A 19,903-nucleotide genomic window follows, 5' to 3' on the forward strand; every position below is an offset into this window, starting at 1 on the left:
ACCATGTTTGCTGCTGCCAATTCGGAAGCAGCCGATGCCCCGGCGAGCTTCTCTCGCGATCTCGATTTCACCGTGCGCGACTTCGAGCGAGTGCGGGCGTTGATCTATCGGCGCGCGGGTATCGTCATGGCCGACAATAAACGCGAGATGGTCTACAGCCGTCTGGCCAAGCGCCTGCGGCTACATGGCATGACGCGCTTCGGTGACTACCTGGCGCACCTCGACGCACGCCCCGAGTCCGACGAGTGGGAGGCGTTCACCAACGCCTTGACCACCAACCTCACCGCGTTCTTTCGCGAGGCTCACCACTTCCCCGTGCTGGCGGAGGAGATCAAGCGCCGTGGCCCGAGCATCAAGATCTGGTGTGCTGGCGCTTCCACCGGCGAGGAACCCTACTCGCTGGCGATGACCGTCCAGGAAGTGCTGGGTTCGGCCGCCTCCCAGGTCAAGATCCTGGCCACTGATATCGATACCGAAGCGCTCAATACCGCGCGTCAGGGCATCTATCCGCTGGAGGCGGTCGAGAAGCTGGGCGAGGCGCGCTGCCGACGCTTCTTCCAGCGCGGCAGTGGCGCGCGCGCGGGCAAGGCGCGGGTGCGGCCGGAACTGGCGTCGATGATCGATTTCCGCACGCTCAATCTGGTCACTGACAAGTGGTCGCTGAATGCGCCTTTCGACATCATCTTCTGTCGTAACGTGATGATCTATTTCGACAAGGAGACCCAGTCGGCGATCCTGCGCCGTTTCGCCTCCCAGATGAAGCAGGATGGCCTGCTGTTCGCCGGTCACTCCGAAAACTTTTCGTTTCTGAACCAGACGTTCCGACTGCGTGGTCAGACCATCTATACGCTGGCGGCGAATGCCGCCGCTGGTGCCGCGCGAGGAGGGCGCCCTGCATGAAACCCCGGATCAAAGTACTGTGCGTCGACGACTCGGCACTGATTCGTGACCTGATGACCAAGATCATCGAGTCGCAGCCGGACATGGAGGTCGTGGCCACCGCGCCCGATCCGCTGGTGGCGCGGGATCTGATCAAGCGCCACAATCCCGACGTGCTGACGCTGGATGTCGAGATGCCGCGAATGGATGGGCTCGACTTCCTCGAACGCCTGATGCGCCTGCGCCCCATGCCGGTGTTGATGGTCTCCTCGTTGACCCAGCGCGGCTCCGAGATCACCCTGCGGGCGCTGGAACTGGGCGCGGTCGACTTCGTCGCCAAACCCGAAGTGGGTATTCGTGAAGGCATGCTCGAGTTTATGCCGACCTGATCGCCGACAAGATCCGCGCTGCAGCGCAGGCGCGGCCGCGTCGCCAGCCCGAGACTGCGGCGCCGGCGGTACCCCGCGAGGCGCTCAAGGCGGCCGATGCTGTCGAGCGAGAAGGTGATCATCATTGGCGCTTCCACCGGCGGCACCGAGGCGATCCGCCAGGTGCTGGAGCCGCTGCCCGCCAACAGCCCGGCGATTCTGGTGACCCAGCACATGCCGAGCGGTTTCACCCGCTCGTTCGCCGAGCGTCTCGACCGCTTGTGTCGGGTCACGGTCAAGGAGGCCGAACAGGGCGAGCGAGTATTGCCGGGCCATGTCTATATCGCGCCCGGGGACTGGCACATGCGCCTGGCGCGTTCCGGTGCCAACTATGTGATCGCGCGGACGATACCGCGCCGGTCAATCGCCACCGGCCCTCGGTCGACGTGCTGTTCGACTCAGCGGCCAGCTGCGCCGGGCGCAACGCGCTCGGGTGATTCTCACTGGCATGGGCAAGGATGGCGCCGCCGGTCTGCTCAAGATGCGCCAGGCAGGATCGCACACCGTGGCCCAGGACGAAGCCAGTTGCGTGGTGTTCGGCATGCCCAAGGAGGCGATCGCCCTGGGCGGTGCCGAAGAGATCGTGTCGCTGCCGGATATCGCAAGCCATCTGGTTCAACAGATGCACGTCTCCGGTCGCGCGCAGCGCGTTTGATAAAGGCTGCGGATTTGATAAAGCTGGCGGCGCGGTAGCCGATAATCAGGGCAATCGCCCGCGTATTGACAAGGATTGAGGAAAGACGATGGCTGACAAGAACATGAGCATTCTGGTCGTGGATGACTTCCCGACCATGCGCCGGATCGTGCGCAGCCTGCTCAAGGAACTCGGGTTCGAGAACGTCGAAGAGGCGGAAGATGGCCAGGAAGCGCTGACCAAGCTGCGTGCCGGAGGCTTCGAGTTCGTAGTCTCGGACTGGAACATGCCCAACCTGGACGGTCTCGAGATGCTCAAGGAGATCCGCCAGGATCCGGCGCTGTCCTCACTGCCGGTACTGATGGTCACGGCGGAAGCCAAGAAAGAGAACATCATTGCCGCCGCCCAGGCGGGTGCCAACGGCTACGTTGTCAAGCCGTTCACGGCAGCTACGTTGGAAGAGAAGCTCAACAAAATTTTCGAAAAACTGGGCAAATGACGCCACAGGAGGGTAGATCATGAGCGGTGCCAACCCTCAAGAGACGGCGGCTCCCGACGACCTGATTCGTCGCATCGGCCACCTCACGCGCATGCTGCGCGACAACATGCGTGAGCTGGGCCTGGATAAGGAGGTCGAGCGCGCGGCTCAGGCGATTCCCGATGCTCGCGACCGCCTGAGCTATGTCGCGTCGATGACCGAGCAGGCCGCCGAGCGGGCGCTCAATGCCATCGACCAGGCGCAGCCGATCCAGAACTCGCTGGAGAGCGAAGCGCTGGCGCTCGACAAGCGCTGGGATGCCTGGTTCGCCGAGCCCAAGGAACTCGATGAGGCCAAGGCGCTGGTCACCGATACCCGCAGCTACCTGCAGACGGTACCCAAGCAGACCAGCGCGACCAACGCGCAGCTGCTCGAGATCATGATGGCCCAGGACTTCCAGGATCTCACCGGTCAGGTGATCAAGAAGATGATGGACGTCATCCGTGAGATCGAGCAGCAGCTGCTGCAGGTGCTGATCGACAATGCCCCGGACAGCGCCGAGCGGCGCGAGCTCTCGGCGACCGTTGCGGCCAAGCAGTCGAATTCCCTGCTCAACGGCCCTCAGGTCAATCCGCAGGCCGCCGATGTGGTGAGCAATCAGGATCAGGTCGACGATCTGCTCGACAGCCTCGGCTTCTGAGCGATGCCGCGGCCCCATCGGGGCCGCGGCAGTTCTCCCCGGCAGGCCTTTCCATCGCTAGCGCCTCGCCGGCCCGCATCTCGCAGCTGGCACCTCGCTGCTGACCTTCCATGCCCTTGCCTTGGGCCGGGGCTTGGTCGTTCCGCAGTGCTCGCACGATAAATAGCCGCTACTTGGCCGTGCTATTTCCGCCTTTGACTTCTCACTCCGCCACGCAGAATGTCGTCCACGCGATGATGCGCCTTACCGTGGCGGAGTCCGCTTGGCCGAGCAGAACGATAGCGATCAGGAAAAAACCGAACCAGCGACACCTCGGCGCCTGCAGAAGGCGCGCGAGGAGGGCAGGTCGCGCGCTCGCGCGAGCTCGCGACCTTTCTGCTGCTGGTCTGCGGTGTCGGCGGGCTGTGGCTCATGGGGCACAATCTGTACGACGATCTGGGCATGGTGATGGAACAATCGTTCATATTCGACCGTGGCATGATCTTCGACACCTCGCGCACGCTCAGCCACGTCTGGACGCTGGGCCAGAGCACCCTGATCGTGCTGCTGCCGCTGTTTCTGCTGTTTGCGGTGGCGGCGGTACTCGGGCACACATTGCTCGGTGGCTGGCTGATGTCGGCCAAGTCGATGGCGCCGCAGCTTAGCAAGCTCAACCCGCTCAAGGGGTTGAAACGCATGTTCTCGACCCAGGCGCTGGCCGAGCTGGCCAAGGCGATCGCCAAGTCGGCGCTGGTGGGCGGGGTCGGTGTCTACTATCTGTGGTCGCACAAGGGCAACCTGCTGGGGCTGATGGAGATGCCGATACAGCAGGCGCTGGCCACGGCGATGCGCATGGCGGCGATCGGTTGTGGGCTGATCGTCGCCTCGATGATCGTGGTGATCCTGATCGACGTGCCCTATCAGATCTGGAGCCATCACAAGAAGTTGCGCATGAGCCGCGAAGATATCCGCCAGGAGCACAAGGAGAGCGAGGGCGACCCCCACGTCAAGGGACGCATTCGCTCGCAGCAGCAGGCGATGGCACGCCGGCGCATGATGAGCAAGGTGCCCAATGCCGACGTGATCGTGACCAACCCGACCCACTACGCTGTGGCGCTGAGCTATGAACAGAGTTCGATGGCGGCACCGCGCGTGGTGGCGAAAGGTGCTGACGAGGTCGCTGCGCGCATTCGCGAGCTGGGCGACGAGCACGGCATCCCGCGACTGGAGGCGCCGCCGCTGGCAAGGGCGCTTTATCGGCACGTCGATCTCGACCACGAGATTCCGGCTGATCTGTACACCGCGGTTGCCGAGGTGCTGGCCTGGGCGTTCCAGCTCAAACAGGTAGCGAGCGAGGGCGGTGACACGCCGCCGACGCCGCACGATCTTCCCGTGCCGTCGAGTCTCGACGATCGTGGTGACGGTTCCGATGCCCCCAAGGAGGGTGAATGAACGCGCTGACCCAGTGGTTCGGCCGGCAACAATTGTCCGGTAACTCACAGTTGAAGCTGCTGGCCGGCCCGGTGCTGATCATCATGATTCTGAGCATGATGATCCTGCCGCTGCCGCCGTTCGCGCTCGATCTCTTCTTCACTTTCAATATCGCGCTCTCGATCATGGTGCTGCTGGTCAGCATGTTCACCGAGAAGCCGCTCGACTTTGCTGCCTTCCCGGCGGTGCTGCTGTTCTCGACCCTGCTGCGGCTGTCACTCAACGTGGCCTCGACCCGTGTCGTCCTCATGGATGGGCATGAGGGGGGAGACGCTGCGGGCAAGGTGATCGAAGCTTTCGGGGCTTTCTTGATCGGCGGCAACTTCGCCGTGGGGCTGGTGGTGTTTTTGATTCTGGTAGTGATCAACTTCATGGTCATCACCAAGGGGGCGGGGCGTATCGCCGAGGTCGGCGCGCGCTTCACCCTCGACTCCATGCCCGGCAAGCAGATGGCGATCGATGCCGACCTCAACGCCGGTCTGATCGGTGAAGAGGAAGCGCGCCGGCGGCGCAGCGAGATCAATCAGGAGTCCGAGTTCTACGGCTCCATGGATGGTGCCAGTAAGTTCGTGCGTGGCGACGCCATGGCGGGGCTCTTGATCATGGTGATCAACCTGATCGGCGGGCTGATGATCGGTATCGGTCAGCACGGCATGCCGTTCGCCGAGGCGGCCAAGACCTATACGCTGCTCACCGTGGGTGACGGCCTGGTAGCGCAGATTCCGGCGCTGGTCATCTCCACCGCAGCGGGTGTCACTGTCTCCCGCGTCAACACCGACCAGGACGTCGGTCAGCAGCTGCTCAGCCAGCTGTTCAACAATCCGCGGGTCATGTACCTCGCCGCCGGCGTGATGACGCTGCTCGGGGTCATTCCCGGTATGCCCAACCTGGTCTTTCTGCTGTTCGCGATCGCCCTCGGCAGTCTGGGATGGTGGCTGTCGCGACAGAATCAGCAGCAGGCGGCACAGCGCGTGGAGGAGAAAGCGCCCGCTGCGGTGCAGGAAACCCCGGAGGCGAGCTGGGACGATGTGCAGCTGGTCGACACCCTGGGGCTCGAGGTCGGGCACCGGTTGATTCCGCTGGTCGATCAGCGCCAGCAAGGCGAGTTGCTGGGGCGGATCAAGAGCGTGCGCAAAAAGTTTGCTCAGGACGTCGGCTTCCTGCCCTCGGTGGTGCATATCCGCGACAACCTCGAGCTCAGCCCCAATACCTACGTGATCACCCTCAAGGGGGTCGAGATCGGTCGCGCCGAGGCGTTCCCCGGACGCTGGCTGGCGATCGATCCGGGTCAGGTGTCCGGTGCGATCGATGGCGTCGAGACCGAGGATCCGGCATTCGGCCTCAAGGCCTACTGGATCGATACCGCTCAGCGCGAGCGCGCACAGATCTACGGCTACACGGTGGTCGACGCCAGCACCGTGGTGGCGACCCATCTCAATCACCTGCTGCACGAGCATGCCGACGACATGCTGGGCCGTGCTGAGGTGCAGCAGCTGCTGGACAAGGTCTCCGAGCAGCAGAAGTCGCTGGTCGAGGACGTGGTGCCAAAGCTCGTTCCGCTCACCACGGTGCAGCGTATCCTGCAGAACCTGCTTGCCGAAGACGTGCCGATTCGCGACATGCACACCATTCTCGATGTGCTCGCCGAGTTCGCGCCGCAGCAGACCGACGCCAACGAACTTACCGCGATCGTTCGCGTGGCACTGGGCCGTGCCATCACCCAGCAGTGGTTCCCCGGACACGAGCCGATGCATGTCATCGGTCTCGAACCGCGTCTCGAGCAGGTGCTGACCCAGGCACTCAATAACGGTGGGGCGCTCGAGCCGGGGTTGGCCGATACCCTGATGAAGCAGCACTGCCGCCGCGGTCGAGCGTCAGCAGAGCCGTGACGAGCCCGCGTGCTGGTGGTCCAACACGGCTTGCGCGCGCTGCTGGCGCGTTCCTGCGGCGCCAGATCAAGTCACTGGTGGTGCTCTCCCAGGCCGAGATACCCGATGACCGCTCGCTGCGGGTCACCGCGACCATTGGTGGTAACGGCTGATGTCTCGCGCGGCACGGATGTCTCTGGCGCTGGCGATGTGCGCTACGCTGGGAACGAGTGCCGCGGTGGCCGCGGCGGCCGGCTCCTGGGTCGGCGCGCTGCCACGGCAGGTGGTGGTGGCCAGTCAACGCGCGCTGAGCAGCGATCCGGTCATGCCCCCCGCGCACCTCGGCCAGGCCAGCGTCACCCGCGTGGCCTGGCGCTTCGACGTCGAGGGCCCGGTGCAGGGGCTCGAGGCGCGGCTGTGCCAGGCCGAACTCTGCGTGGTGTTGGACGCGACCCATGGCAGCACCCGGCGCTTTGCCGGCCGAGATGCCGCGCAGCCGCTGAGGTTCTGGTTCCGTCTACGCCCGCAGAGTGGAGCGCGCGCGGTGATCAGCCGAGGCCAGGTCATGGTGGATTTCGCGCGTGGCACACCGCCGCCGCGCGACAAAAAGGCAAAATAGCGTACCCGAGCACGGGAGTTTGACGGCTAGCCCTGGCCCTGGCTGTGCATAATGGATCGACTGGCACTGCTCTTAGGTCGTGCCGGACGGGTTAATCACGAGGCGATTCGATGTATACCGTACAGGGCAAGATCGATCAGCGGGCAATGATCGAACAGTACATGCCGATGGTGAGGCGACACGCTCTCTCGTTGCAGGTTCGGCTGCCCGCGAGTGTCGAACTCGATGACCTGATCCAGGCCGGCATGGTGGGGTTGCTCGACGCCATGGGGCGCTACGACGACAATGCCCATGGCGCCAGCTTCTCCACCTACGCCAATCAGCGTATTCGTGGGGCGATGATCGACGAGCTGCGCAGCCGTGACTGGATGCCGCGCAGCGTGCGCCGTAATGCGCGAGCCCTCGATCAGGCAGTCGGGCGCCTGGAGCAGCGACTCGGGCGCACGCCCGAAGAGCGCGAGATCGCCCAGGAGATGGGCATCTCTCAGAGCGAATACCACCAGCTGCTGACAGATGCCAATAACGGTTTCCTGCTCGCCTACGATGAGAGCGACAGCGAGAACGGCGTGGGCGCGGTCAGCGAGGGCGGGCCGCCGTCACCCTTCGAGGCGCTGCTCGATGGTGACAATCGCGAGCGCCTGATGGCGGCGATCGATGCACTGCCGGAGCGCGAGAAGCTGCTGCTGGGGCTCTACTACCAGGAGGAGCTGAATCTCAAGGAGATTGGCGCGGTGCTGGGGGTGAGTGAGTCTCGCGTGTGTCAGTTGCACAGCCAGGCGGTGGCCCGCCTGCGTAGCCGTCTGGTCAACTAGGTTTTTTACGAAAATGGCCTACGCTCGCCGACTTGTCGCACAAACCTTACGCCGTCTGGTCGACGGTGATCGCCGGATCGACTGACCGCTTCCTGACACTGGCCGCGCTGGCGGCCGTCTATGCGCGTCCCGCGACCCGGGCGAAGTCTGTCTTCGCCCGGGTCGCCGCTTTTCTGGCGCGGCGTCTTTCCGGTCTGGCCCAGGGCTGCGATCAGACTCAGGGGCTCGCCCTGCCGCTCGGGTGTGCTAGTTCGCTGGCAATGCGCTCACCAACCGCTTCCCAAGCCTCGCCCAGAGTGCGCACCAGCGCCGGATAGCCATCGGCGGTGAGCGGCCGGGTGATGTTGAAGGGTACCTGGCGCACCACGCGGTTGCCCTCGCGCAACTGCCACTCGCCCGACACCACCGCCTGACCGTCATAGCGGCCCTGGAAGCGATCCACCTCGACGCTGAGACGTGCGTCACTGCCGCTGCCCGCCCCCAGTACCAGGGTCTGCGGCAACGCCTGAGTCAGGGTCTGGCGCAGGTTACGGGTCAGCTGACTGCCCAGGCTGTCGGCCCACAGGTTCTGATTGGCGCTATTGAGCTCGATATCGCTCAACTGCATCACGATGCCTTCCTGATCCAGATAGCTCGAGATCGCCACCGGCTGCACCACCAGCGTCGACGTGCTGACGCCGGTCACCGGTGTCACGTCGCCGGCCGCCGGCAGGACATAGCGGCTGGGAGTGCTGGGCGTGCCGGCACAGCCGGCCAGGGTGAACAGGCCGGCGACCAGCAGCAGGCCGAGGGCATGGCGGCGTACACGCCCCTTTCGTGCCGGTACCCGGCGCTGCATCTGGGGTATCGATAGGGTGGGCAGTGTCGCGGAAGACGATCTCATGGTGCGGCCCTCGGCGTGGGATCGGCCTGAACCTCACGATCGAAGATCAGGGCATTGGGTTTCTCGCTCAGCGTGCGTGCCACCGGCTGCAGGTCGCGCATCAGCTGCTCCAGTTGCTTGAGCGTATCGTTGAGCTGGCGGTAGCCGGACGATCCCGAGGAGAAGCCGTTCAGGGTGTTCTGCAGCTCCTCGAGGGTGTCGTTGACGCTGCCCGGCAGTTGCTGGGTGGCCGGATCGGAGACGATCGCATTGACCGACTCGGCAATCTGCTGCACCGCTCGGGTCTTCTGCGAGGTCTGCATGGTCTTGTCGAGACTCGACAGGATCGGCTCGATCTTGAGGTCGTTGAGCTTGTCGAGCAGGTTGGAGACCTTCTGTTCGATCTGCGCGAAGCCGCCGGAGACCGTCGGGAAGACCGGCTTGCCGTCGAACGTCATCGGCTTGTAGGCGGGGGCGTCATCGCTGAAGTTGAGGTCGACGAAGAGCGCGCCGGTGAGCAGGTTGCCGGCCTTGAGCGTGGCGCGCAGACCGAGATCCTTGAACATCTTCTCGAAGCGCTGGCGCACCTCTTGATCGTCGATCTTCTCGTTGATGTCCTCGCCGCTCTCCAGCCGCTGCGGTTCGATCCGGATCAGTACCGGAATCGCGAACTGGTTGAGGCCGTCCGGCTGCGGTGCGGTGAAGTGCCACGGTACCGAGACCACGGTGCCCACGCGTACGCCGCGATACTCCACCGGCGCGCCGCGGCTCAGGCCGCGCACGGTATCATCGACCAGCAGCACGTACTCGACGTACTGGTCGTAGGTCCCTTCGCGGGCGCTCTCCTCGCTGTTGTAGAGCGTATAGGTGGCGTTCTGCTTGGCCGGACTGCCCTGGGTCACGTCCTCGGGCACACCGAAGGTGACACCGCCGCTGATCAGGGTCTCGAACGAATCCAGGTTGACGCTGACGCCCTCGGAGTTGAGCTGCACATCGATGCCCGAGGCGCTCCAAAAGCGCGTGGTGTCGGTCACCAGCGAATCGTAAGGTGCCTGAATGAACAGGCGGTGGCGCATCTCGCGCTTCTCGGGGTCGAAGTCGGTACTTTCCACCCGACCCACGGTGTAGCCCTGGTAGGTGACCGGGTCGCCGGCGCTGAGCGAGTTGCCCACCTGACTGACCAGATTGATGCGCAGCCCCGGCGCATCGGGCGGGGCGACCGGCGGCTGGTCGAGCACCTCGAAGTGATCCTGATATTTGTCGCTCTTGCCCGGCGCCAGCTGGATGTAGGCGCCTGAAGCACCGTGCCCAGCCCGCTGATGCCTTCGCGGCCGATACGCGGCTTGACCCCCAGAAGCGAGTGTCGCTGTTGAGCATGCGTCCGGCATCGCTGGACATGCGCGCGGTCACCACGGTATGGGAGAGGTCGTCGGAGAGGCGCACGCTCTCGACGTGTCCGACCTCGACGTTGCGTGTCTTGATCAGCGTCTTGCCGGCCTCGATGCCCTCGGCATTCTCCATGTCCAGGGTCACCAGCGGGCCGCGGCTGGAGAGAGTGTCCCATACCATCCAGGCACCGATCAGCGCCGCCAGCAGCGGCACGATCCAGATCGGCGACAGGCGCGACTGGAAAGCGCTTGGCGCGCTGCAGCGAATCAGACATCGTCGGCTTCCTTGACCGGAGAGTAGGGGGACTGGCGCTTGAGCGCCGCTGGCATGTGGGGCTGCACGTCGCGCGTGTCCCAGATCAGGCGCGCATCGAAGGTGATCGCCGCCAGCATGGTGATCACCACCACCGAGGCGAAGGCGAGCGCCGCCGGCCCCGGCGTGATGGCCAGCAGCGAACCGGCATGCACCAGGGAGACCAGGATGGCCACCACGAAGACATCGATCATCGACCAGCGGCCGATGAACTCGGTGATGCGATAGAGCTTGAGTCGCTTGTGGCGGTAGCTGAGCTGGCCGCGTCTGCGGACCACGATACATAGCCACGCCATGGCCATAATCTTGCCGATGGGCACCACCACGCTGGCGGTGAAGATGATCAGCGCGATCGGCCAGTCACCATGGGAAAGAAAGATCAGCACCCCGCCAATGATGGTGGACGGGGTCTCACTGCCTAGCGAGGTGGTGGTCATGATCGGATAGAGGTTGGCCGGGATATAGAGGATCACCGCTGCCAGCAGCAGGGCCCAGGTGCGCTGCAGGCTGTGCGCGTTGCGAAAGCGCAGCCGTTCGCCACAGCGCGCGCAGCGCCCGCGGCCGAAGTGGCTCAGCCGATTGACCAGGCCGCAGGTGGGGCAGCCGGTCACGCCCTGCGCTGCCGCCGGTTCGCCGAGCCGGCAGTGCTCCGGCGCCGGCGGCTCGCCAGCAAGCGAGAACCACATCCAGTCGATGTCCAGCGAGCGCGAGGTCCACAGCAGCAGCAGGGCAAAGGCGCAGAACGACCAGAATGAAAGCCCCAGGTCGACCGAAGCCATGCCCGCGATCTTGATCAGGCTGACCAGAGCGCCGATCACAAAGACATCCGCCATCATCCACGGCGACAGCTGCACCAGGGCGCGCGCGATGCGCCGGCTGCGCGGTAACGGTCGACGGCGCAGCAGGCCGATCTGCAGCCAGATCACACTGAGCAGATAGAACACCGGGAGCACCACGACGGTAAGAAGTACCAGAATACCGACGAAAGGTTCGTGGAAGTCGACCAGGCTGATCGCGGTATCGGTCAACTGAATGGCGTTGCTGACCCCGCGCGCTTCGAAGCGAATGAAGGGAAAGCTCAGCGCCGCCACGAGTGCGATCAGCGCGGTGATCGCCAACGCCAGACTGCGCTGAGCCGGGCGCGCGTGGCGATGACTCAAGGTATGACCGCAGCGCGGGCAACTGGCGCGCTGGTGGGGTCGCAGCGGTGGTAGTGCCACCAGCAGGTCGCACTCATGGCAGGCACGCAGCCGTCGGCGGCGCGCGGTGGGGTGCCACGGCGCAGTATCCTGAGCGACAGGGTGGTCGATACGCAGAGAGGCAATCAAGCTTCCTTCGAGTCGCGGTCGTGCCGGATCGTCATGTTACCTGAGTACATACATTCATGCATGTTTGTTGGGTTGTTAGTACGTCACCGGAAAGTTAGTACGTCACCGGAAACGTGGAGCGCGATCCGCTAGGCGTGTGGGCGACGCTGGTTACGCATGCGCTCCGATACTATAGTAGGTCAAGGCGTGAGCGCCTTAGAAGAACAATCGCTTACGCGCCGTCGATGAGTAAAACGCGCACCCCTCTGGGTGCGCTCGAATGATCGCTAAGGAGAAGGATAGCCATGCTGGCTCTTGGGGCAATCATCATTGGACTGGCGCTGCTCGTCTGGAGTGCCGACCGCTTCGTCGAGGGGGCGGCCTCCACCGCTGGCCATCTGGGACTGCCGCCGCTGCTGATCGGCATGCTGGTGATCGGCTTCGGCACCTCGGCGCCGGAGCTGATGGTCTCGGCACTGGCGGCGAGCCAGGGCAACCCGGGTTTGGCCCTGGGCAATGCCTACGGCTCCAATATTGCCAATATCGGCCTGATCGTCGGGCTGGTGGCGCTGATCAGCCCATTGCTGGTGAACTCGCAGGTCATTCGCCAGGAGTTGCCGCTGCTCGGCGTGGCGACCCTGGTCTCGCTCTGGTGCCTGCACGACGGGGATATCTCGCGCGGTGACGGCGTGCTGATGCTGGGCCTGCTGGCACTCTACCTGATCTACAGCGTGCTACGCGCGCGGCGTCAGGATGACGACACATTGGCAGTCGACGTCGAGAGTCACGCCGCAGCGCACGCCATGAGCCTCAAGCGCGGCCTGTTCTGGACCCTCGCCGGGCTGCTGCTGCTGATCGCCAGCTCGCGGCTGCTGGTATGGGGCGCGGTGAGCATCGCCCAGGCCCTGGGGGTCAGCGATCTGGTCATCGGCCTGACCGTGGTGGCGATCGGCACCTCGCTGCCGGAACTCGCCTCGTCGCTGGTGGCGGTGCGAAAAGGGGAGCACGATCTGGTACTCGGCAATGTGGTGGGCTCCAACTTCTTCAATACACTGGCGGTAGTGGGGTTGGCTGGGATGATTCATCCAATCGCCGTGGATACGGTGGTGGTGACCCGAGACTGGCCGGTGATGGCGGGGCTGACCCTGGCGCTACTGGTCTTTGGCATCGGCCTGCGCGGCCGCCAGGGTCGGATCAATCGACTCGAAGGCGGGGCGCTGCTGGCCAGTTTCATCGCCTACACCACCTGGCTGGTCTCCACGGTACTGGTGTGAGGCCGATGGCTCTCTAGTGAATAAGGGGCCGACAAAGGCAAGCGCCAGGAGTTGGCATATTGTCGCACCCCAGGGCGGGACGCTGGGCGTGCCGTTCCTGTATTGGGCGGCGCCAGGCCGCGTGGTTGGCGGCTTTTAGCAGATTTGCCTAATGTTTGCTCAGGGCCTGCGGCAGGACTGCGACATTGCGACATCGTGTGAGCGGCTGTCAGCGCCCGTATCATCATCGCCAAGACCTGCAAGGGTCGATCTCCGCCGACCTCGACGGCCGGTCACTATAGAGGGAGCGCGCCCGGCGGCGCGGATGGCTCCATCCGTTCAGCCGCTTCGCGACGCTCCCACGCATCCGAGGAGCCAGCCATGGCACTAGATCCCATCCTACTCTCACGATTGCAGTTCGCTTTCGTGGTCTCCTTCCACGCCATCTTTCCGGTGTTCACCATCGGCCTGGCCTCCTACGTCGCCGTGCTGCAGGGGCTCTATGTCGCTACTGGCAACGCGGTGTGGGATCGCCTGGGCTACTTCTGGACCAAGATCTTCGCCGTGGTGTTCGGTATCGGCGTGGTCTCGGGCATCGTGATGGCGTTTCAGTTCGGTACCAACTGGAGCAACTTCGTACGCTTCGCGGCCAACATCATCGGACCGCTGCTCAGCTACGAGGTGATCACTGCCTTCTTCCTCGAGGCGGGCTTTCTTGGTGTGCTGCTGTTCGGGCGCCACCGGGTGTCGCCTTCGGTGCACTTCTTCGCCGCGCTGATGGTAGCGGTGGGCACTTTCATCTCGGCCTTCTGGATTCTGGTCTCCAACAGCTGGATGCAGACTCCGCAGGGCTTCGAGATTCGTGAAGGGGTGGTACATATCACTTCGTGGATGGAGGCGGTCTTCAACCCCTCGTTCCCGTATCGCTTCACCCCACATGGCGCTAGCGGCCTTCCTTACTGGCGGTTTCGTGGTGTGCGGTGTCAGCGCCTGGTTCCTGATCCGCGGGCGTGACGTCGAGGCTCACCGCCGCGCGCTGTCGATGACCCTGTGGCTGCTGCTGATTCTGGCGCCACTGCAGGCTTTCGTCGGTGACGAGCACGGTCTCAATACCCTCGAGCACCAGCCGATGAAGGTGGCGGCGATGGAGGGCAACTGGGATACCCAATCCCACGTGCCGCTGCTGTTGTTCGCGCTGCCGGATCGCGAACTGCAGGCTAACCGCGTGGAGATTGGCATTCCCAATGGCGCCAGCTTGATTCTGCGTCACTCGGTCGATGGTGTGGTGCCGGGGCTCAAGGAGATTCCCGAGTCGCAGCAACCACCCGTGTGGATGGTGTTCTACAGCTTCCGGGTGATGGTGGCGATGGGGCTTTTGATGATCGCTTTCGCGCTGGCCGGGCTGTTCCTGCGTAAGGGGGGCCGCCTCTACACCTCGCGGTTCTATCTGCGCGGGCTGCAATTGATGAGTCTGGCGCCATTCCTGGCGGTGCTCTCGGGCTGGTTCGTCACCGAGATCGGACGTTCGCCATGGCTGGTCTATAACGTGCTCTCCTACAAGGATGCGGTGACGCCCTCGCTCTCCGGTTGGATGGTGCTGGTGACCTTGATCGGATACGTCGCGGTCTATGCGGTGATCTTCATCTCCGGCGTCTACTACCTGTTCAAGGTGATTCGCCAGGGGCTCGACGAGCTCGATCCGGACGAAGAGATTCACGACGCGGATCGCCCCGCTCGGCCGCTCTCCGCCACCCACGTGCCGTTCGACGGTCACACTTCGGCCTCCAGGAGTTAAGCGCATGGAAATGTTCGATCTCTCTCTGATCTGGGCGGTCATCATCGCGGTCGGCGTGATCATGTACGTACTGATGGATGGCTTCGACCTGGGCTTGGGTATCCTCTTCCCGTTCGCGCCGGACGAGGACGCCCGCGATGTGATGATGAACTCGGTGGCGCCGGTGTGGGACGGCAACGAGACTTGGCTGGTCCTTGGCGGTGCCGGACTGATCGCTGCCTTCCCGCTGGTCTACACCATTTTGCTGCCGGCGCTCTATCTGGGCGTGTTCCTGATGTTGGCGGGGCTGATCTTCCGTGGCGTGGCATTCGAGTTCCGCTTCAAGTCGCGGCGCACGCGCCACTGGTGGAATCGCGCCTTCGCCGGGGGCTCGTTCGTCGCGGCCTTTGCTCAGGGCTGCGTCGTCGGTGCCTATATCCAGGGCTTCGAGACCGCCAATGAGGTCTATGTCGGTGGCGCTTTTGACTGGCTGACGCCGTTCACTATCCTCACCGGTTTCGGGCTGGTGGTCGGCTATGCGCTGCTGGGGGCGACCTGGCTGGTGCTCAAGTCCGAAGGCCACGTGCGTGACTGGGCGCGGGCGCTGGTGCCCAAGCTGCTGCTGGGGGTACTCGCGGTGTTCGCCATCGTCAGTCTGTGGACGCCCTGGATCGACCGCGGTGTGTTCGAGCGCTGGTTCGATCACCTACAGGTGATCTGGCTGCTGCCTGGCGGGGCGCTGCTGTGCGCGCTGGGGATCTTCCTGTGCAACCGCCACGGTCGTGAGGGTGGCGCCTTCCTGCTCACCCTGGGGCTGTTCGTGTGCACCTATCTGGGCCTGATCGTCAGCCGCTGGCCCTATGTGGTGCCGCCGCAGATCACCCTGTGGGATGCCGCCTCGGCGCCGGAGTCGCAGTTCTTCCTGCTGATCGGGGTACTCTTCGTATTGCCGATCATTCTCACCTACACCCGCCTGGTCCTACTGGGTATTCCGCGGCAAGGTTCGTGTCGGTGAGGGCTACCATTGAGCCGAGCGTCGCGTTCACGCGCCAGCTCACGTCCGCGCAATCCGTCGCGGGCGTGGCTGGAAGCCCAAGCCACGGCCATTCGGCCGTGGCACCGGCGCACGCTGGGCTGTGGTTTGCTTGCGGCCTTGGCCACGTTGGTTCAGTTGGGCGGGCTGGCCTGGATCGTCGCCCAGGCGGTGATCGCCAAGCAGGGCATCATCGAGCTGTGGCCGGCACTACTGATGGTGGCGCTGACACTGATACTGCGCGCCGCCGCCCAGTGGGGGCAGGAAGTGAGCGGCCAGGCCTGCGGGTTGGCAGTGAAGCGCGCCGTGCGGGCGCAGCTGTTGGCCAAGCTTCACGCGCTCGGCCCGGTGCGCTTGGCCTCCCGGCACAGCGCGGGCCTCGCCAGCCAGCTGGTCGATCAGGTCGAGTCGCTGGAGGGTTATTACGCGCGTTTTCGTCCTCAGGTGATGCTGGCGCTGGCGGTGCCGCTGCTCTATCTGGCGGTGGTGCTGTGGCTCAACTGGCTGGCCGCTGTCTGGCTCCTGATCGCCGCACCGCTGATTCCGCTGTTCATGGCGCTGATCGGCATGGGCGCGCAGCGCTTGAACGAGGCGCAGTTTCGCGCCGTGACGCGACTTTCCGGCCACTTTCTCGACCGCGTGCGCGGGATCACCACGTTGCAGCTGTTTGGCCTTGGCGAGCGCGCCACCGCCGAGGTGAGCGACGTCGCCCATGACTACCGGCGGCGCAGCATGCGTACCCTGCGCGTGGCGTTTCTCTCTCTCGGCGGTGCTCGAGTTCTTCGCTGCCGTCTCGGTCGCGGGGTGGCGATCTACATCGGCCTGGGCCGCTGGGCTATATCGACTATGGCCCGGCCGGCGAGCTCGATCTGTTCAGCGGCCTGTTCATCCTGCTGCTGGCACCGGAGTTCTTCCAGCCGCTGCGTACGCTGTCGCAGCACTACCACGCCGCGCCTCGGCGCTGGGGGCTGCGGAAGGGCTGATGGCACTGCTCGATGAGCCGGTGCCAGAGACGCCCCGCATCGGCGCCAACGTCGAGTGCGTCAGTGGCGGCAGCGGTGGAGCTGGAGGCCGTCGAGCTTAGTCATGTCGGCCGTCAGCAGGTGTTGGGGCCGCTTTCGCTACGCGTGGAAACCGGCGAGGTGGTAGCGCTGATCGGCCCCTCCGGCAGCGGCAAGTCTAGCCTGCTGCAACTGATTGCCGGCTTCGTCGCCGCCGACGCGGCCGCGTCTCGGTGGCCCCCGGTGCGGCGATCGCCTGGCTAGACCAGCGTCCGCTGATCATTCAGGGCACACTCGCCGAGAATCTGCGCCTGGTGGCACCGTCGGCGAGCGATACGGCGCTGCACGAGGCGCTGGAGGAGGCCGGCCTGGCGACTGGATGCGCGCCGCCGCCCACGGCCTCGAGACCCGGCTGGGTGAACGCGGTGTCGGGCTCTCCGGCGGTGAGGGCCAGCGTCTGGCGTTGGCACGGATCTTCCTGTCGCCGGCTCGACTGGTGCTGCTCGACGAGCCGACGGCGGCCCTCGATCCAGAGACCGAGCGCGCGGTCGTGGCCGCACTCCAGCGGCTCGCTGCCAGCGGCCGTACACTGCTGGTGGCGACCCATCATCCCGCGCTCATGGCCATGGCCGATCGTGTGCTCGCCCTCGATGGCGGCCGCCTGGTCAGCGCACCTGGCACCCTGTGGCAGGAGGCCTCGAATTCATGAGTACGCTGGCAACTGGACTGACGTATCTCCTACCGCAGCCTGCGCCCGTGGCTCGGCGTGCTTGGTGCGCGACACGGCCGCCTATGGCTCGGCGCCGTTTTAATGCTCTCGACCCTGGTGAGCGCGCTGGGCCTTTTGTCGCTCTCTGGCTGGTTCATCACCGCCACCGCGGTGGCGGCGCTCTCCGTACCGGTGTTCTTCGATGTCTTCGCGCCGGGCAGCGGGGTACGCGCCTTCGCCGTGGCGCGCACCGCGAGCCGCTATCTCGAGCGGCTCTACAATCACGACACCGTCCTGCGCCTGCTGGCGGATCTGAGGGTGGCGTGTTCGCGCGGCTGGTGCGACTGGACGCACGCACGCTCTCCCGCGCCCGCGCCGCGCAGTGGCTCAACCGCCTCACCGCGGATATCGACACCCTCGACAACCTCTATCTGCGTCTGCTGGCGCCGCCGCTGGTGGCGTTGGTGGCGATTCTCGGTTTCGCCCTGTTCGCCATGCTGTTCCTGCCCGCGGCGGGTTGGCTGCTGCTGGGGCTGTTGGTGCCCTTGTGGCTGGTGCTGACGGTTGGCTGTGCGGCGTGGGGCTGGCGTGCCAGCCATCGCCGGGTGGATCGCCAGGAGGCGCTGCGGGTGCGTGCGGTGGAGCAGGTAGAGGGGCTGGCCGAACTCACTGCTTATGGTGCCCTGGAAACGCATCTTGACCACTGGCGGGCCGAGGAGCAGGGACTGCTCGACGATCAGCGCCTATTGGGCAAGCGTACCGCCGCCGCCAACGCGCTGACGACACTGGTGATCCAGTTTGCCGCCGTGGGTGTGCTCGCACTCGGCCTGGTGGCGCTGTCGAGCGGTGCACAGATGGTGATGCTGACCTTGGGTACGCTGGCGGTGGCGGAGGGCCTCGGCGGCCTGCCGATGGCGTTCACCCAGCTCGGCGCGACCCAGCGCGCGGCGGAGCGCCTCAATGCCCAGACCGCGCTGACGCCCGAGCAGGCGGGCGTGACGCTGCAGGGCGGTGGCGCCGCGCCGAATCTGGTCTATCGCGATGTCGGCTTGTGCCAGGGCGGACGCTGGGTTCTGCGCGGGGTCGATCTCATCCTGGCACCGGGGCAGCAGGTCGCGGTGATCGGCGCCTCCGGCAGCGGCAAGTCGACCCTGGCGCAGCTGGCGGTGCGCGCCTTCGACCCGGATATCGGCGAACTGCGCTTCGATGATCATCGGGTCGCCGAGTTGTCGCCGGATTCTCTGCGTGCGCGTGTCGGCTATCTCACCCAGCGCAGCGAGCTGTTCCACGACACCCTGGCGGCCAACCTGCGCATGGGCGACCCCGCGCCAGCGACGCCCAGCTCTGGGCGGTGCTTGAGCAGGTGGATCTGCACGAGTGGGCCGAGGCGCTGCCGCAGGGGCTGCAGACCTGGGTCGGCGAGCAGGGGCGTCAGCTCTCCGGTGGGCAGCGCGTCGGGTGGCGCTGGCGCGGGTGATGCTGCGTAATTCGCCGCTGGTGATTCTCGACGAGCCGCTGAGCGGGCTGGATGCGTCGACCGCACAGGTAGTGAAAGCGGCGCTGGCGCACTGGCTGGCCGGGCGCAACCGCGCTGCTGGCGCATGAATCGCCGCGCTACCGACTTGTGATAGCTGCTGGAGCCTGGTGCCCGGCGCCCAGGGGGCTACGCTGCACAAGACGTGACTATTCCCGTGTGACATCGATGCCTAGCTGATCAATGCCCTCCAAAAACGTCGATATTTTGTAGATAATATCGACGTTTTTCTTATATCTCCTGCCTCGACCCTGGCGTACGCTGCTCCTCAGGCGCTGCTTTCATGCGCCATCTCTCCCTTTGACTCAGTGCCAGGAGGCGTGTGCCATGTCCGGTTTCCAGTGGGACGATCCGCTGCTTTCGATCAGCAGCTCGACGACGCCGAGCGCCAGATACAGCAGGTGGCGCGGGACTACTGCCAGACACGGTTGCACCCAGGGTGCTGGAGGCGTTCGAGTCGGAGCGTTTCGAGCGCGAGATTCTCTCCGAGATGGGGGAACTGGGCTTGCTCGGCGCGACCGTGAGTGAAACCTACGGTGGCGCCGGTGCCAGCCACGTGGCCTATGGGCTGATCGCGCGCGAAGTGGAAAGGGTCGATTCCGGCTACCGCTCTCCATGAGCGTGCAGTCGTCGCTGGTGATGTATCCGATCGAGACCTATGGCAGCGAGGCGCAGAAGCAGCGCTGGCTGCCGGGTCTGGCACGCGGCGAGCTGGTCGGCTGCTTCGGCTGACCGAGCCCAACGCTGGTTCCGACCCGGGTAGCCTGCAGACCCGGGCACGCAAGGTCGAGGGGGGCTACCGCCTCAGCGGCCAGAAAATGTGGATCACCAATAGTCCGAT

Annotated in this window: 15 protein-coding genes and 8 pseudogenes; 18 read left to right on the forward strand and 5 right to left on the reverse strand. The window is 65.0% G+C overall.

Annotated elements, in window-relative coordinates; all coding sequences use genetic code 11:
* The first annotated feature begins 3 nt into the window (after nucleotides 1-3).
* From CN538_RS16265 to CN538_RS16300, 8 genes and pseudogenes are all read left to right on the forward strand, one after another.
* Nucleotides 4-900, forward strand: a complete 897-nt coding sequence (locus tag CN538_RS16265; RefSeq protein WP_106420109.1) for a CheR family methyltransferase — start codon at nucleotides 4-6, stop codon at nucleotides 898-900.
* Nucleotides 897-1,962 (forward strand): annotated as a pseudogene (locus tag CN538_RS25470) (protein-glutamate methylesterase/protein-glutamine glutaminase). The gene CN538_RS16265 and the pseudogene CN538_RS25470 overlap by 4 nt, the downstream one beginning before the upstream one ends.
* Before the next feature lie 88 nt (nucleotides 1,963-2,050).
* Complete coding sequence (cheY, locus tag CN538_RS16275; protein WP_035471732.1) at nucleotides 2,051-2,440, forward strand: chemotaxis response regulator CheY; 390 nt, start codon at nucleotides 2,051-2,053, stop codon at nucleotides 2,438-2,440.
* A 19-nt stretch (nucleotides 2,441-2,459) separates the two neighbouring features.
* Nucleotides 2,460-3,119: a protein phosphatase CheZ gene (gene cheZ / locus CN538_RS16280; protein ID WP_035471734.1), complete on the forward strand. Its 660-nt coding sequence runs from the start codon at nucleotides 2,460-2,462 to the stop codon at nucleotides 3,117-3,119.
* Between the two features lie 262 nt (nucleotides 3,120-3,381).
* Nucleotides 3,382-4,550: pseudogene (gene flhB, locus CN538_RS16285) on the forward strand (flagellar biosynthesis protein FlhB).
* Nucleotides 4,547-6,630, forward strand: a pseudogene (gene flhA, locus CN538_RS16290) (flagellar biosynthesis protein FlhA). The pseudogenes flhB and flhA overlap by 4 nt, the downstream one beginning before the upstream one ends.
* 17 nt (nucleotides 6,631-6,647) lie before the next feature.
* Nucleotides 6,648-7,076 (forward strand): flagellar protein FlhE, encoded by a 429-nt coding sequence (locus tag CN538_RS16295; RefSeq protein WP_164999638.1) that lies wholly within the window; start codon nucleotides 6,648-6,650, stop codon nucleotides 7,074-7,076.
* 110 nt (nucleotides 7,077-7,186) lie between these two features.
* Nucleotides 7,187-7,888 (forward strand): RNA polymerase sigma factor FliA, encoded by a 702-nt coding sequence (locus tag CN538_RS16300; protein WP_106420111.1) that lies wholly within the window; start codon nucleotides 7,187-7,189, stop codon nucleotides 7,886-7,888.
* Between the two features lie 217 nt (nucleotides 7,889-8,105).
* On the opposite strand, the gene CN538_RS16305 is transcribed toward CN538_RS16300, so the two are convergent.
* The 4 genes and pseudogenes from CN538_RS16305 to CN538_RS16315 all read right to left on the reverse strand — a co-directional run bounded on the left by CN538_RS16305 (nucleotide 8,106) and on the right by CN538_RS16315 (nucleotide 11,779).
* Nucleotides 8,106-8,771 carry an ABC-type transport auxiliary lipoprotein family protein gene (locus tag CN538_RS16305; RefSeq protein WP_106420112.1) on the reverse strand — a complete coding sequence of 222 codons (666 nt, stop codon included), beginning with the start codon at nucleotides 8,769-8,771 and terminating at the stop codon, nucleotides 8,106-8,108.
* Complete coding sequence (pqiB, locus tag CN538_RS16310; protein WP_340638147.1) at nucleotides 8,768-9,988, reverse strand: intermembrane transport protein PqiB; 1,221 nt, start codon at nucleotides 9,986-9,988, stop codon at nucleotides 8,768-8,770. The genes CN538_RS16305 and pqiB overlap by 4 nt, the downstream gene beginning before the upstream one ends.
* Before the next feature lie 178 nt (nucleotides 9,989-10,166).
* Nucleotides 10,167-10,319 (reverse strand): annotated as a pseudogene (locus CN538_RS25475) (MlaD family protein); the annotation flags it as partial.
* A gap of 86 nt (nucleotides 10,320-10,405) precedes the next feature.
* Complete coding sequence (locus tag CN538_RS16315) at nucleotides 10,406-11,779, reverse strand: PqiA/YebS family transporter subunit (protein ID WP_207233543.1); 1,374 nt, start codon at nucleotides 11,777-11,779, stop codon at nucleotides 10,406-10,408.
* Between the two features lie 284 nt (nucleotides 11,780-12,063).
* Between CN538_RS16315 and CN538_RS16320 the strand changes: the two genes are divergently transcribed.
* The 8 genes and pseudogenes from CN538_RS16320 to CN538_RS24625 all read left to right on the forward strand — a co-directional run bounded on the left by CN538_RS16320 (nucleotide 12,064) and on the right by CN538_RS24625 (nucleotide 19,133).
* Complete coding sequence (locus CN538_RS16320) at nucleotides 12,064-13,032, forward strand: calcium/sodium antiporter (protein WP_106420113.1); 969 nt, start codon at nucleotides 12,064-12,066, stop codon at nucleotides 13,030-13,032.
* Nucleotides 13,033-13,392: 360 nt separating this feature from the next.
* Nucleotides 13,393-14,806: pseudogene (locus CN538_RS16325) on the forward strand (cytochrome ubiquinol oxidase subunit I).
* A 4-nt stretch (nucleotides 14,807-14,810) separates the two neighbouring features.
* A pseudogene (gene cydB, locus CN538_RS16330) lies at nucleotides 14,811-15,813 on the forward strand (cytochrome d ubiquinol oxidase subunit II).
* Between the two features lie 125 nt (nucleotides 15,814-15,938).
* Nucleotides 15,939-16,817, forward strand: coding sequence for an ABC transporter transmembrane domain-containing protein (locus tag CN538_RS23415; protein WP_242495265.1), 879 nt, complete (start codon nucleotides 15,939-15,941; stop codon nucleotides 16,815-16,817).
* Nucleotides 16,818-16,876: 59 nt separating this feature from the next.
* On the forward strand, nucleotides 16,877-17,083 hold the full coding sequence (locus CN538_RS23420; RefSeq protein WP_242495267.1) for an ATP-binding cassette domain-containing protein: 207 nt from the start codon (nucleotides 16,877-16,879) through the stop codon (nucleotides 17,081-17,083).
* A 115-nt stretch (nucleotides 17,084-17,198) separates the two neighbouring features.
* Nucleotides 17,199-17,528: an AAA family ATPase gene (locus CN538_RS23425; RefSeq protein ID WP_242495269.1), complete on the forward strand. Its 330-nt coding sequence runs from the start codon at nucleotides 17,199-17,201 to the stop codon at nucleotides 17,526-17,528.
* A 323-nt stretch (nucleotides 17,529-17,851) separates the two neighbouring features.
* A complete protein-coding gene (locus tag CN538_RS16340) occupies nucleotides 17,852-19,015 on the forward strand; it encodes an ATP-binding cassette domain-containing protein (protein ID WP_164999639.1) in 1,164 nt (387 codons plus the stop codon).
* Nucleotides 19,005-19,133 carry a hypothetical protein gene (locus CN538_RS24625; protein WP_277985041.1) on the forward strand — a complete coding sequence of 43 codons (129 nt, stop codon included), beginning with the start codon at nucleotides 19,005-19,007 and terminating at the stop codon, nucleotides 19,131-19,133. The genes CN538_RS16340 and CN538_RS24625 overlap by 11 nt, the downstream gene beginning before the upstream one ends.
* Before the next feature lie 234 nt (nucleotides 19,134-19,367).
* On the opposite strand, the gene CN538_RS24630 is transcribed toward CN538_RS24625, so the two are convergent.
* Nucleotides 19,368-19,496 (reverse strand): hypothetical protein, encoded by a 129-nt coding sequence (locus tag CN538_RS24630; RefSeq protein ID WP_277985042.1) that lies wholly within the window; start codon nucleotides 19,494-19,496, stop codon nucleotides 19,368-19,370.
* A 5-nt stretch (nucleotides 19,497-19,501) separates the two neighbouring features.
* Between CN538_RS24630 and CN538_RS23430 the strand changes: the two are divergent.
* Both CN538_RS23430 and CN538_RS25480 read left to right on the forward strand, forming a co-directional pair.
* Nucleotides 19,502-19,794: pseudogene (locus CN538_RS23430) on the forward strand (acyl-CoA dehydrogenase family protein).
* A gap of 32 nt (nucleotides 19,795-19,826) precedes the next feature.
* Nucleotides 19,827-19,901, forward strand: a pseudogene (locus tag CN538_RS25480) (hypothetical protein); the annotation flags it as partial.
* Nucleotides 19,902-19,903 lie beyond the last annotated feature (2 nt).

It is taken from the genome of Salinicola tamaricis (assembly GCF_003006155.1).
GTDB classification, from domain to species: Bacteria; Pseudomonadota; Gammaproteobacteria; order Pseudomonadales; family Halomonadaceae; genus Salinicola; species Salinicola tamaricis.

What these genes read in the sequence shown, in the direction of transcription:
- CN538_RS16265 (WP_106420109.1), top strand. Translation starts at nt 4, where the DNA reads ATGTTTGCTGCTGCCAATTCGGAAGCAGCCGATGCCCCGGCGAGCTTC.
- cheY (WP_035471732.1), top strand. Translation starts at nt 2,051, where the DNA reads ATGGCTGACAAGAACATGAGCATTCTGGTCGTGGATGACTTCCCGACC.
- cheZ (WP_035471734.1), top strand. Translation starts at nt 2,460, where the DNA reads ATGAGCGGTGCCAACCCTCAAGAGACGGCGGCTCCCGACGACCTGATT.
- CN538_RS16295 (WP_164999638.1), top strand. Translation starts at nt 6,648, where the DNA reads ATGTCTCTGGCGCTGGCGATGTGCGCTACGCTGGGAACGAGTGCCGCG.
- CN538_RS16300 (WP_106420111.1), top strand. Translation starts at nt 7,187, where the DNA reads ATGTATACCGTACAGGGCAAGATCGATCAGCGGGCAATGATCGAACAG.
- CN538_RS16305 (WP_106420112.1), bottom strand. Translation starts at nt 8,771, where the DNA reads ATGAGATCGTCTTCCGCGACACTGCCCACCCTATCGATACCCCAGATG.
- CN538_RS16320 (WP_106420113.1), top strand. Translation starts at nt 12,064, where the DNA reads ATGCTGGCTCTTGGGGCAATCATCATTGGACTGGCGCTGCTCGTCTGG.
- CN538_RS23425 (WP_242495269.1), top strand. Translation starts at nt 17,199, where the DNA reads ATGCGCGCCGCCGCCCACGGCCTCGAGACCCGGCTGGGTGAACGCGGT.
- CN538_RS24625 (WP_277985041.1), top strand. Translation starts at nt 19,005, where the DNA reads ATGCTGCGTAATTCGCCGCTGGTGATTCTCGACGAGCCGCTGAGCGGG.